Annotated in this window: 13 protein-coding genes; 10 read left to right on the forward strand and 3 right to left on the reverse strand. The window is 58.0% G+C overall.

The window, feature by feature from the left end:
* Window positions 1-23: 23 nt before the first annotated feature.
* Window positions 24-368, forward strand: a complete 345-nt coding sequence (locus QLG03_RS01335) for a RidA family protein (protein ID WP_255987915.1) — start codon at window positions 24-26, stop codon at window positions 366-368.
* Here the strand turns inward: QLG03_RS01335 and QLG03_RS01340 are convergent, their stop codons facing one another.
* Window positions 369-554, reverse strand: coding sequence for a YoaH family protein (locus QLG03_RS01340; protein ID WP_004203339.1), 186 nt, complete (start codon window positions 552-554; stop codon window positions 369-371).
* 88 nt (window positions 555-642) lie between these two features.
* Between QLG03_RS01340 and pabB the strand changes: the two genes are divergently transcribed.
* The 4 genes from pabB to QLG03_RS01360 all read left to right on the forward strand — a co-directional run bounded on the left by pabB (window position 643) and on the right by QLG03_RS01360 (window position 5853).
* A complete protein-coding gene (gene pabB, locus QLG03_RS01345) occupies window positions 643-1998 on the forward strand; it encodes an aminodeoxychorismate synthase component 1 (RefSeq protein ID WP_255987917.1) in 1356 nt (451 codons plus the stop codon).
* 3 nt (window positions 1999-2001) lie between these two features.
* A complete protein-coding gene (locus QLG03_RS01350; protein WP_023290215.1) occupies window positions 2002-2580 on the forward strand; it encodes a CoA pyrophosphatase in 579 nt (192 codons plus the stop codon).
* A gap of 162 nt (window positions 2581-2742) precedes the next feature.
* Complete coding sequence (sdaA, locus tag QLG03_RS01355) at window positions 2743-4107, forward strand: L-serine ammonia-lyase (RefSeq protein WP_004203344.1); 1365 nt, start codon at window positions 2743-2745, stop codon at window positions 4105-4107.
* Window positions 4108-4296: 189 nt separating this feature from the next.
* On the forward strand, window positions 4297-5853 hold the full coding sequence (locus tag QLG03_RS01360; protein WP_121935953.1) for an EAL domain-containing protein: 1557 nt from the start codon (window positions 4297-4299) through the stop codon (window positions 5851-5853).
* A gap of 36 nt (window positions 5854-5889) precedes the next feature.
* Here QLG03_RS01360 and yoaE read toward each other — a convergent pair whose 3' ends face one another.
* Window positions 5890-7449 (reverse strand): CNNM family cation transport protein YoaE, encoded by a 1560-nt coding sequence (yoaE, locus tag QLG03_RS01365; RefSeq protein WP_086075451.1) that lies wholly within the window; start codon window positions 7447-7449, stop codon window positions 5890-5892.
* A 446-nt stretch (window positions 7450-7895) separates the two neighbouring features.
* On the opposite strand from yoaE, the gene manX reads away from it, so the two are divergent.
* The 5 genes from manX to mntP all read left to right on the forward strand — a co-directional run bounded on the left by manX (window position 7896) and on the right by mntP (window position 12095).
* Entirely contained in the window at window positions 7896-8867 is a 972-nt protein-coding gene (gene manX, locus QLG03_RS01370; protein ID WP_004203357.1) for a PTS mannose transporter subunit IIAB, read from the forward strand.
* Window positions 8868-8923: 56 nt separating this feature from the next.
* Window positions 8924-9724 carry a PTS mannose/fructose/sorbose transporter subunit IIC gene (locus QLG03_RS01375; RefSeq protein WP_004203359.1) on the forward strand — a complete coding sequence of 267 codons (801 nt, stop codon included), beginning with the start codon at window positions 8924-8926 and terminating at the stop codon, window positions 9722-9724.
* A 12-nt stretch (window positions 9725-9736) separates the two neighbouring features.
* Complete coding sequence (locus QLG03_RS01380; protein ID WP_004145526.1) at window positions 9737-10588, forward strand: PTS mannose transporter subunit IID; 852 nt, start codon at window positions 9737-9739, stop codon at window positions 10586-10588.
* A gap of 62 nt (window positions 10589-10650) precedes the next feature.
* Window positions 10651-11109, forward strand: coding sequence for a DUF986 family protein (locus QLG03_RS01385; protein ID WP_023290218.1), 459 nt, complete (start codon window positions 10651-10653; stop codon window positions 11107-11109).
* Between the two features lie 419 nt (window positions 11110-11528).
* Window positions 11529-12095: a manganese efflux pump MntP gene (mntP, locus tag QLG03_RS01390; protein ID WP_023290219.1), complete on the forward strand. Its 567-nt coding sequence runs from the start codon at window positions 11529-11531 to the stop codon at window positions 12093-12095.
* A gap of 3 nt (window positions 12096-12098) precedes the next feature.
* On the opposite strand, the gene rlmA is transcribed toward mntP, so the two are convergent.
* Entirely contained in the window at window positions 12099-12893 is a 795-nt protein-coding gene (gene rlmA / locus QLG03_RS01395; RefSeq protein WP_023290220.1) for a 23S rRNA (guanine(745)-N(1))-methyltransferase, read from the reverse strand.
* Window positions 12894-12907: the final 14 nt, after the last annotated feature.

Raw genomic sequence — 12907 nt, forward strand, 5'->3', positions numbered from 1 at the left:
GAATGCTCAAAGAGGAATGAGAAATGACAATTACGCGTATTGATGCCGAAGACCGCTGGTCAGATGTAGTGATCCACAATCAGACCCTTTACTACACCGGCGTACCGGCGAATCTTGATGCCGATGCCTTCGAGCAGACCGCCAACACCCTGGCGCAGATTGACGCGGTGCTGGAAAAACAGGGCAGCGACAAGTCGCGTATTCTTGACGCCACTATTTTCCTTGCCGACAAAAGCGACTTTGCGGCGATGAATAAAGCCTGGGACGCCTGGGTGGTAGCCGGTCACGCCCCGGTGCGCTGCACGGTGGAAGCGACGCTGATGAACCCGCAATATAAAGTTGAGATCAAAATCATCGCCGCGGTGTAATTACTCGTCTTCGTCTTCATCTTCAAAGCGCGCGACGATCCGTTCGCCGGTATGCGTCGCGCGTAGCTCTTCCGCCACCAGGGCAATCGCCTGGCCGCTGCTCATCCCCTGGGCCATCAGTTCCTGGATACGTTCGACCGCTTTTTGCTGTTGCTCGTGGCTCAGCGAAGGTAAACCTGCAAACATCTTGTACTCCTGCTACATTGTGGGGCGTAATTATTTCACGCCGTCCCCGCCTACGCCAGAGGGACGGTAACGTTCAGGATCGAGAAAGATGTTGTCCCCCGCGATTATTACCCTGCCCTGGCGCCCGGATGCCGCCGAATACTATTTTACGCCGTTAAGCGCCACGCCCTGGGCGATGCTGCTGCATTCCGGCTTTGCCGACCATCCGCATAACCGTTTTGATATCCTGGTGGCGGCCCCGCGCGCCACGTTGCTGACGCGCGGTGAACAGACCTGGATCGATGACGGCGAGACCGTTTGTGTCTCGGCTGACGATCCGCTGCAACTGCTTCAGCAGCAGCTGGATCGTCAGCCGTTCACGCCGCGGCCCCATGAGGATCTACCGTTTCTTGGCGGCGCGCTGGGGCTCTTCGGTTACGATCTGGGCCGCCGTTTTGAGCGACTTCCCGCTGCCGCGCAGGCCGATATCGCGCTGCCGGATATGGCGGTGGGGATTTATGACTGGGCGCTGATCGTCGACCATCAGCGCCAGCAGGTGTCGCTGCTCAGCTATGACGACCCGCAGCAGCGTCTGCAGTGGCTGAAGGCGCAAACGCCGGCGCCGGGTGAAACCTTCGCCCTGACCTCGGCCTGGCAGTCAAATATGAACCGCCAGCAGTATGGCGAGAAATTTCGTCAGGTGCAGGCCTATCTGCGCAGCGGTGACTGCTATCAGGTCAACCTCGCCCAGCGTTTTCAGGCCCGCTACGTCGGGGATGAATGGCAGGCCTTCCGCCAGCTGAACGCCGCCAACCGCGCCCCCTTTAGCGCCTTCATCCGCCTTGCGGAAGGGGCGATTTTAAGCCTGTCGCCGGAGCGATTTATTCAGCTCCGCCAGGGTGAGATCCAGACGCGCCCGATTAAGGGCACCCTGCCGCGGCTCGATTCGCCGCTGGCGGATGCGCAGCAGGCGGAGAAGCTGGCGAACTCGCCGAAAGACCGCGCTGAGAATTTAATGATTGTCGACCTGATGCGCAACGACATCGGCCGCGTCGCCGTCCCGGGCAGCGTGCGGGTCCCCGAGCTGTTCGTGGTGGAGCCGTTCCCGGCGGTCCATCATCTGGTCAGCACCATCACCGCCCGCCTGCCGGCGACGCTTCATGCCAGCGATCTGCTGCGCGCCGCCTTCCCCGGAGGGTCGATCACCGGCGCGCCGAAGGTACGGGCGATGGAGATTATTGATGAACTGGAACCCCAGCGACGCAACGCCTGGTGCGGGAGCGTCGGCTATCTGAGCTATTGCGGCAATATGGATACCAGCATCACCATTCGCACCCTGACGGCCTGGCAGGGGCAACTGTATTGCTCCGCCGGGGGCGGTATCGTCGCGGACAGCGAGGAAGATGCGGAATATCAGGAAACTTTTGATAAAGTTAATCGTATCCTGCACCAACTGGAGAACTAGACCATGGCGGACCACGCCCTCAATCTGGATGATTTTCTGTCCCGCTTCCAGCTGCTGCGCCCTCAGCCTTCGCGCCATGCGCTCAATCAGCGGCAGGCGGCGGTACTGGTGCCGATCGTGCGCCGGCCGCAGCCTGGCCTGCTGCTGACCCAGCGCTCGCCGCTGCTGCGCAAGCACGCCGGCCAGGTCGCCTTTCCCGGCGGGGCGGTAGATAATACCGATGCGACCCTTATCGCCGCCGCTCTGCGCGAAGCCCAGGAAGAGGTGGCGATCCCGCCGGAGACGGTTGAGGTGATTGGCGTTCTGCCGCCGGTGGACAGCGTCACCGGCTTCCAGGTGACGCCGGTGGTGGGTATTATTCCGCCGGATCTGCACTATCACGCCAGCCAGGACGAAGTCTCCGCGGTATTTGAAATGCCGCTCGCCGAGGCCCTGCGCCTCGGGCGCTATCATCCGCTCGATATCCACCGCCGGGGCAACGACCACCGCGTCTGGCTCTCCTGGTACCAGCATTATTTTGTCTGGGGGATGACCGCCGGGATCATTCGCGAGCTGGCGCTGCAGATAGGCGCGCGCCCTTAGCTATACTGATTATGAGAGGGCGCTCTCACTATTAGTAAAATCGCGGTTATCCATTAGTTTAATTCATGTGAATAGTTGAACTGACAGGGCGCTTCCCTCTTACACTATGCGCAGTTATTACATCGTTACCGCACCCGCGGTAACCCTGTCAGGAGTATTATCGTGATTAGTCTATTCGACATGTTCAAGGTGGGGATTGGTCCCTCATCTTCCCACACTGTTGGCCCGATGAAGGCCGGTAAACAGTTCGTCGATGACCTGGTCGAAAAAGGATTGCTTAATGCAGTGACCCGCGTGGCGGTTGACGTCTACGGTTCGCTGTCATTAACCGGCAAAGGCCACCATACGGACATCGCCATTATCATGGGACTGGCGGGCAATCAGCCCGATACGGTCGATATAGACGCGATACCGGCATTTATCCGTGACGTCGAGACACGCGGCCGTCTGCTGCTGGCCAACGGTCAGCACGAAGTCGACTTCCCGGCGGATGACGGCATGCGTTTTCGCAGCGACAATCTGCCGCTGCACGAAAACGGCATGACCATTCATGCCTGGGCCGGCGAGAAAGAGATCTACTGCAAGACCTATTACTCGATTGGCGGCGGCTTTATCGTCGACGAAGAGCACTTCGGCAAAGAAAACGCCAACGAACTACAGGTGCCCTACCCGTTTAAATCGGCGCAGGAAATGCTGGCCTACTGCAAAGAGACCGGCCTGTCGCTCTCCGGGATGGTAATGCAGAACGAGCTGGCGCTGCACAGCAAAAAAGAGATCGAGGACTATTTCGCTAATGTCTGGCAGACCATGCGCGCCTGTATCGACCGCGGCATGAACACCGAAGGCGTGCTGCCTGGCCCGCTGCGCGTGCCGCGTCGCGCCTCGGCGCTGCGTCGTCTGCTGGTGGCCAGCGATAAGCTCTCCAGCGATCCGATGAACGTCGTTGACTGGGTCAACATGTTCGCGCTGGCGGTCAATGAAGAGAACGCCGCCGGCGGTCGCGTGGTGACCGCGCCGACCAACGGCGCCTGCGGCATCGTTCCGGCGGTACTCGCCTATTACGATCACTTTATCGAATCCGTCAGCCCGGAGATCTATATCCGCTACTTTATGGCCTGCGGTGCGATCGGCGCGCTGTACAAGATGAATGCCTCCATTTCCGGCGCCGAAGTCGGCTGTCAGGGCGAAGTGGGCGTCGCCTGCTCGATGGCGGCGGCGGGTCTGGCTGAACTGCTCGGCGCCAGCCCGGAGCAGGTCTGCGTGGCGGCGGAGATCGGCATGGAACACAACCTCGGCCTGACCTGCGACCCGGTCGCCGGCCAGGTACAGGTGCCGTGCATAGAACGTAACGCCATCGCCTCCGTGAAAGCGATCAACGCCGCGCGGATGGCGATGCGCCGCACCAGCGAACCGCGCGTCTCGCTCGATAAAGTGATCGAGACCATGTACGAAACCGGCAAAGACATGAACGCCAAGTACCGCGAAACCTCGCGAGGCGGCCTGGCGATTAAAGTTCAGTGTGACTAACATGTTGGCTTTCGCCTGCCGCCTCCCGGGGCGCAGGCGCGGAGCGAGGGTAACTAAAAGCCCCTGCCTTCCTGATGCGCCCTCCGTGGCGCATTTTCTTTTTTCTATACCTGGCGATATTCTGCCACTACAATTGCTCTATTAAATAAGCCACGCTTAACCTCTCGTCCTGTCGACAGGGTGTCGCACATGCAGACTGCACAAAAAGTCATTACGGCCTATCGCCGCAAACGCATTATAGTCTGCCTGCTGGTCGCCCTGGTGACCCTGGGCGCCACCTTAGCCATTCGATTTATTTCGCAGCGTAGCGAAAATGAAGACTATATCCGCACGGCCGCCAGCCAGCGGGTGGCGGCGCTAAATAATATCCTGCGCCCGCTGAGCGCGGAGCGCACCACCCTGCTTCCTCTGGTGGGCAAACGCTGCCCGGATATCCATCTGACCCTGCGCAAAATGGCAGCCTCGTTGCAGACCGTTCGTTCCGTCGTCCTCGTGAAGGACGGTATCGTTTACTGTTCGAGTATTTTCGGGCAACGGCAGGCGGATTTACACCAGCTGCAGCCCTCGCTGCCAGCCCCCCATCCTTTATTGCTCTTCTCAACCGAGAAATCGCTGCTTAAAGGGACGCCGGTATTGATCCAGTGGTACCCCACCCCGGAAAGCGGCCAGGACGGCGTGATGTTGATTGTCAATATCGAGCTGCTGGGGACCTTAATTCTCAACGAAAAATCATCCCTGATAAGCGACGTCAGCCTGCAGGTTGGCGATCGTTATTTTAGCAGCCGCGATGGGCTTCTCGATAAAACGCATACCCCGCAGGGAACGGTGATTTATCGCCAACGCTCTAGCGAGTTTCCGTTTACCATCAACATCAACGGCCCTGGCGCATCGACAATCGCCCTCGAAGAACTGCCCGGCGAGCTGCCGCTGGCGCTGATCTTCAGCCTGCTAATGACCGGCATCGCCTGGCTGGCCACCGCCGGAAGAATGAGCTTCTCGCGGGAGATAAGCCTCGGTATTTCCGCCCGGGAGTTTGCCCTCTGGTGCCAGCCGCTGCAGGATGCGCGCAGCGGCCGCTGCTGCGGGGTGGAGATCCTGCTGCGCTGGAACAACCCTCGCCGCGGAGCGATTTCGCCGGAGGTGTTTATTCCCATCGCCGAAGGGGACAATCTGATCATCCCCCTCACCCGCTACGTCATTGCCGAAACCGCCCGCCGTCTGGATGCTTTTCCCAGCGACCGCCAATTTCATATCGCCATTAACGTCGCTGCCCGCCACTTCGCCAACGGCTTACTGCTGCATGACCTGCATAATTACTGGTTCAGCATGAACCCGGTACAACAGCTGGTGGTCGAGCTGACCGAACGCGATGTCCTGCAGGATGGCGACCAGCATATGGCCGAAGATCTGCACCTGAAAGGCGTACAGCTGGCGATCGATGACTTTGGCACCGGCAACAGTTCGCTCTCATGGCTGGAAAAACTGCGCCCGGACGTGCTGAAGATTGACCGCTCGTTTACCAGCTCGGTGGGGATAGACAGCGTCAATGCCACGGTGACCGATATCATTATCTCCCTCGCCAACCGGCTGAATATTATTACCGTTGCCGAAGGGGTGGAGACGCTGGAGCAGGAAAGCTACCTCAGAAACCACGGCGTCGATGTGCTGCAGGGGTTTTATTATGCGCGGCCGATGCCGGTGGAGGCGTTCCCGGCGTGGCTGGCCAGTCAAGAGGCAACAGAATAACTCGCCGGCCCCCACGGGGACCGGCGCGCAGGACGATTATTCTTCTTCGTCGCTCGGCGGACGGGTGACCACCGCGCGAACCAGATCGACCCGGTAGTCATTCGCTTCCACCACGGTGAAATGCAGCGGCGGCAGCGACACCACGTCGCCAATGCGCGGGATATGGCCATTGGCGGAGATCACCAGACCGGCAACGGTGGCAATATCCTCATCGTCATTGATCAGCGGATCCAGCCCCAGCGCCTGCTGCAGCGCATGCAGGTCGGTCGACCCCTTAATAAGCCAGCCGTCGCCATCGATAACGATCTCCGGCGTCTCATCGGCGTCCGGGAATTCACCGGCGATCGCTTCCAGGACGTCCAGCGGCGTCACCAGCCCCTGCACCACGCCAAATTCATTGGTCACGATGACGAAACTGCCGCGCGCGCGACGCAGGACGCCGAGCAGATTGATCGGGTCCAGCGTTTCAGGCACCACAATCGCCGGAGAGGCGGAGGCCAGCGCCGCGACGTTTTCGCCCGACTCCAGGGCCACCAGCATCTCTTTCGCCCGCACGATGCCAATGATTTCGTCCAGTTCTCCGCGGCAGACCGGGAACAGGCTGTGCGGCGACGAAAGCAGCTGACGGCGAATTTCATCTTCACTCTGCTCAGCGTCCACCCAGCTGATTTCCCCGCGCGGGGTCATGATGCTGCGCAGAGAGCGCTGCGCCAGCGTCAGCACGCCGTTAATCATGTAGCGCTCTTCTTCCGCAAAGGCGCCATCCGGTACCGGCACCGACGCCGGGCTGTCGGCGTCATGGTTGACGGAGGCCTGTTTACGGCCGCCCATCAGGCGCAGGATCGCATCCGCGGTACGGGCGCGCAGCGGCAGCGTCGACTGGTGACGAACAAAGTTGCGGCGCGCCACCTGGTTAAAGAACTCAATGATGATCGAGAAACCGATCGCCGCGTACAGGTACCCTTTCGGAATATGGAAGCCAAACCCTTCCGCCACCAGGCTCAAGCCGATCATCAACAGGAAGCTCAGACAGAGCACCACCACCGTCGGGTGCTGGTTGACAAAGCGCGTCAACGGCTTCGACGCCAGCAGCATCATAATCATCGCGATCACGACCGCCGCCATCATCACCGGCAGATGGTTCACCATCCCGACCGCGGTGATCACCGCATCCAGAGAGAAGACAGCATCCAGCACCACGATCTGCAGTACCACCACCCAGAAACTGGCATAGCCTTTCCCGTGACCGGCGTCATGCTGGCGGTTTTCCAGCCGTTCATGCAGCTCGGTTGTCGCCTTGAACAGCAAGAAGATCCCGCCGAGCAGCATGATGAGGTCACGCCCGGAAAAGGAGAAATCGGCGATAGTAATCAGCGGTTTAGTCAGCGTCACCATCCAGGAGATCACCGACAACAGCCCCAGGCGCATCACCAGCGCCAGCGACAGGCCGATCAGTCGCGCTTTATCACGCTGCTTCGGCGGCAGCTTGTCCGCCAGGATGGCAATAAACACCAGGTTATCGATACCGAGCACAATTTCCAGAACGATAAGCGTCAACAGGCCGGCCCAGATTGAGGGATCCATTAACAATTCCATGTGCGACTCCGGTTAGCGGCAACGTCAGTCATCGCCATGTCATGCACGGACGCGACAATAGATGCTGAGAGATAAGCGTGATGCGTGGAGGTGGCAACCAGGTGCCAGAAAGTGAAAAGACGTCGATGACGGTCCATACTGCGGGCTATGCCCTATACTCCTGAGTAATTAAACGGAAGTTAAACATAGCAAAATATAGATCGAAATTGGAAAAGATTTACCTGAATTTGCAATAACTAAGGCTATTTTTTGCGCTGCAAAATTATTACCAGGCGATGCCTGATTAACGGATCTTCATCACATTAATTATTTTTTCACTGTCTAAAATAATTCGCGGTAGTAACTATTTTCTATCTTACACCCTAACTGAATCGATTTTGTCCTCAAGAGTGATTCAGGATGTATCAAAGCAGATGATGCATTCACGATAATAAAGGAGGTAGCAAGTGACGATTGCTATTGTAATAGGCACACATGGTTGGGCTGCAGAACAGCTGCTGAAAACAGCAGAGATGCTGTTGGGCGAGCAGGAAAACGTTGGCTGGATCGATTTCGTTCCGGGTGAAAACGCCGAAACGCTGATCGAGAAATACAATGCCCAGTTGGCAAAACTGGATACCAGTAAAGGCGTGCTGTTTCTCGTCGATACATGGGGAGGCAGCCCGTTCAACGCTGCGAGCCGCATTGTCGTCGATAAAGAGCATTACGAAGTCATCGCCGGCGTCAACATCCCGATGCTGGTGGAAACCTTCATGGCCCGCGATGACGATCCTTCCTTTGATGAGCTGGTCGCCTTAGCGGTAGAGACCGGCAGCGAAGGCGTGAAAGCGCTGAAGGCCAAACCGGTGGAAAAAGCGGCCCCTGCGCCCGCTCCTGCCGCGGCGCCAAAAGCCGCCGCCCCGGCCAAACCGATGGGCCCGAATGACTACATGGTCATTGGCCTTGCGCGTATCGACGACCGCCTGATCCATGGTCAGGTCGCCACCCGCTGGACCAAAGAGACCAACGTCACCCGCATCATCGTCGTCAGCGACGAAGTCGCCGCGGATACCGTGCGCAAAACCCTGTTGACCCAGGTTGCGCCGCCGGGCGTCACCGCCCACGTGGTGGACGTCGCCAAAATGATCCGCGTCTACAACAACCCGATGTACGCCGGACAGCGCGTGATGCTGCTGTTTACTAACCCGACCGACGTTGAGCGCGTCGTCGAGGGCGGCGTGAAAATCACCAGCGTCAACATCGGCGGTATGGCGTTCCGCCAGGGCAAAACCCAGGTTAACAACGCGATTTCGGTCGATGCCAAAGATATTGAGGCGTTTAACAAGCTGAACGCACGCGGTATCGAGCTGGAGGCACGTAAAGTGTCCACCGACCCGAAACTGAAAATGATGGATCTGATCGCCAAGGTTGATAAATAACCCGGACGATCGCGCCCCAGTTTTCACTTTAAGACTTAATCAACAGGAGAAGTACAATGGAGATTACCCTTCTTCAGATTGTGCTGGTGTTCATCGTCGCGTGTATTGCGGGTATGGAGTCGGTGCTTGATGAATTTCAGTTCCACCGTCCACTGGTCGCCTGTACGCTGATCGGCGCCGTTCTCGGCGATATGAAAACCGGTATTATCATCGGCGGTACGCTGGAAATGATCGCCCTGGGCTGGATGAACATCGGTGCGGCGGTTGCCCCTGATGCCGCGCTGGCGTCCATTATTTCCACCGTTCTGGTTATTGCCGGCCATCAGAGCATCGGCGCCGGCATCGCGCTGGCTATCCCGCTGGCGGCTGCAGGCCAGGTGCTGACCATCATCGTGCGTACCATCACCGTAGCCTTCCAGCACGCAGCGGATAAAGCGGCGGAGAATGGCAACCTGACCGCCCTGTCGTGGCTGCACGTCTCATCCCTGTTCCTGCAGGCGATGCGTATCGCTATCCCGGCCGTCATCGTGGCCATTTCCGTCGGTACCAGCGAAGTCCAGGGCCTGCTGAATGCGATCCCTGAAGTGGTTACCAGCGGCCTGAACATCGCCGGCGGCATGATCGTGGTTGTAGGTTACGCGATGGTCATCAATATGATGCGCGCGGGCTACCTGATGCCGTTCTTCTACCTCGGCTTCGTCACCGCCGCCTTCACCAACTTCAACCTGGTGGCCCTGGGCGTGATTGGCGCGGTCATGGCAATCCTCTACATCCAGCTGAGCCCGAAATATAACCGCGTCGCCGGTGCCCCGGCTCAGGCGGCTGGTAACAACGATCTCGATAACGAACTGGACTAACAGGTGAGCGAAATGGTTGATATGACTAAAAATACCACCGAGAAAAAACTCACTCAGAGTGATATTCGTGGCGTGTTCATTCGTTCTAACCTGTTCCAGGGTTCATGGAACTTCGAACGTATGCAGGCGCTGGGCTTCTGCTTCTCTATGGTTCCGGCGATTCGTCGTCTCTACCCGGAGAACAACGATGCGCGTAAGCAGGCGATTAAGCGTCACCTTGAGTTCTTCAATACCCATCCTTACGTTGCCGCGCCGGTACTGGGCGTAACGCTGGCGATGGAAGAACAGCGCGCCAATGGCGCAGAGATTGACGATGGCGCCATCAACGGCATCAAAGTCGGTCTGATGGGGCCGCTGGCCGGCGTCGGCGACCCGATCTTCTGGGGTACGGTGCGTCCGGTGTTCGCGGCCTTAGGCGCCGGGATCGCGATGAGCGGAAGCCTGCTCGGACCACTGCTGTTCTTTATCCTGTTCAACGCGGTGCGACTACTGACCCGCTACTATGGCGTCGCCTACGGTTACCGCAAAGGCGTGGACATCGTGAAAGATATGGGCGGCGGCTTCCTGCAGAAACTGACTGAGGGGGCGTCAATCCTCGGCCTGTTTGTCATGGGGGCGCTGGTTAACAAGTGGACGCACGTGAACATTCCGATGGTGGTGTCAAAAATCACCGGCTCTGACGGACAGGTTCACGTCACCACGGTGCAGACGATCCTCGACCAGCTGATGCCGGGCCTGGTACCGCTGCTGTTGACCTTCGCCTGTATGTGGCTGCTGCGTAAGAAAGTTAACCCGCTGTGGATCATCGTTGGCTTCTTTGTCATCGGTATCGCGGGCTACGCTGTCGGTCTGCTGGGTCTGTAATTTCCAGGTTGTACGCCGGGGGCTTGCCCCCGGCTTTTTTTTATCAGGAGGAACGCAAAGCAATGACATTCACGGACCTGGTGATCATCCTGTTTATCCTTGCGCTACTGGCCTACGCGGTGTATGACCAGTTTATTATGCCGAGGCGCAACGGCCCGGTGCTGCTGGCCATCCCCCTGCTTCGCCGCAGCCGCGTTGACGGCATGATCTTTGTCGGCCTCATCGCCATTCTGATCTATAACAACATCACCCAGCACGGCACCGCGATCACCACCTGGCTATTATCTGCGCTGGCGCTGATGGGACTCTATTTATTCTGGATCCGTACGCCGAAAATCATTTTTAAACCGCGCGGCTTTTTCTTCGCCAACGTGTGGATAGAATATCAGCGAATTAAAGAGATGAATTTATCCGAAGACGGCGTACTGGTGATGCAATTAGAGCAACGGCGGCTGCTGATTCGCGTACGAAATATCGACGATCTGGAAAAAATATACAAACTTCTTGTTTCAACTCAATGATTTAAAAATATAGCCAACGCTATGTTTTTTCAGATTTCGTCTGGGGAATTATATAGCCATGGCTATATTTCCCCCTCTGCCCTTCTGTTTTTCATTAACTATTTATTTACTTATAAATTCAAATGAAAATCGTTATCATTTGGTTATTAAAATAGCCCTCTTCTGTTATTGTTTTATATTCTAAAAATATGTTAAGGTTGCGCCCGTCGTTGGGGAGTAGCCGATTTCCTGCCCGTCAGGAAATGTACGTGTCAACATACTCGTTGCAAAACGTGGCACGTACGGGTTGAAGTGATTCAATCAGGCGAGACCATAGATACATCACTGCTGTACGTATTGCTCAGCCATTGAGCGGCTCCGCGTATATTTACTGGGGGCAGCGATGTGTCATATGGATTATCCCCGGTCAGGACAGGCACATGAATTTATCCGCAACCCTTCTTCTCGCTTTCGGCATGTCTATGGACGCCTTCGCGGCCTCTATCGGCAAAGGCGCCACCCTGCATAAACCCAAATTCTCAGAAGCTGTACGCACCGGGCTGATTTTTGGCGCCATTGAAACCCTGACGCCGCTAGTCGGCTGGGGACTGGGCATGCTGGCCAGCCAGTTTGTGCTCGAGTGGAATCACTGGATTGCTTTTATTCTGCTGGTGTTTCTCGGCGGGCGGATGATTGTCGAAGGGCTTCGCGGCGATAGCGACGAGGCGTGCGAGGCGCCTCGCCGGCATGGCTTCTGGCTGCTGGTCACCACCGCCTTCGCCACCAGCCTTGACGCGATGGCCGTCGGCGTCGGTCTGGCCTTCCTGCAGGTCAGCATTGTGACCACCGCGCTGGCGATCGGCTGCGCCACCTTTATCATGTCGACGCTGGGGATCATGGTGGGTCGCTTTATCGGCCCGCTGCTGGGCAAACGGGCCGAAATTCTCGGCGGTATCGTACTGATTGGCATCGGCAGCGAAATTCTCTGGAGCCATTTCGCCGGTTAAGCTTTACTCCTCACGCTGCCAGCAATGGATCATAAAATCGGTCTGGCAGCCAAAGGTCGCCTGCTGACGCAGCGCGTCATGCACTTCGGCTTTGGCCCGCCACGCGAACGGCGTCATCTGCAGCAGGGCCTGCGCTTCACTTCCCGTCAGGGTCATCGGATAAGCCAGCTGCTGCTGAGCATCCAGGCGGAACCCCGGCATCGCTTCCGTCTTCAGCTCATGCAGGCGGATCTCATCGTAAATCAGCCCTTTCAGCTCCAGCAGATGGCGGGGTCCCGGCGTGGCAGTGATCACCCATCCGCCAGGCCGCACCACCCGCGCCAGCTCACCGGCGTTGCAGGGGGCGTAAATGCGCACCACCGCATCGAAGCTATTATCGGAGAATGGCAGCCGCTGGCTGGAGGCGACGCAAAAATTCACCTGCGGATAGCGTTTCGCCGCCGCGCGGATTGCCGGCTTCGACACGTCCAGCCCCCAGCTGCGGCTGGCGATGGCGGCAAATGCGTGGGTGTAATAGCCTTCGCCGCAGCCGATATCCAGTAATGCCTGAGGGGCAGCGTGCCGCAGTCGCTCAGCGATAGCGTCCCGCAGCGGCTGATAATGCCCGGCGTCGAGGAACGCCCGACGGGCCTGCATCATCTCAGCGCTGTCGCCGGGATCGCGCGACCGTTTGAACTGCACCGGTAGCAGATTGACGTACCCCTCTTTCGCCAGATCGAACTGGTGCCGCTGCGGGCAGGAATAGTGATTGTCGCTACGGCTGAGCGGCGCGTGGCAAAGGGGGCAACTGTATGACATGACGGCTCCGGTGT

Source organism: Klebsiella sp. V115_8 (genome assembly GCF_029967715.1).
GTDB lineage: Bacteria > Pseudomonadota > Gammaproteobacteria > Enterobacterales > Enterobacteriaceae > Klebsiella > Klebsiella quasipneumoniae.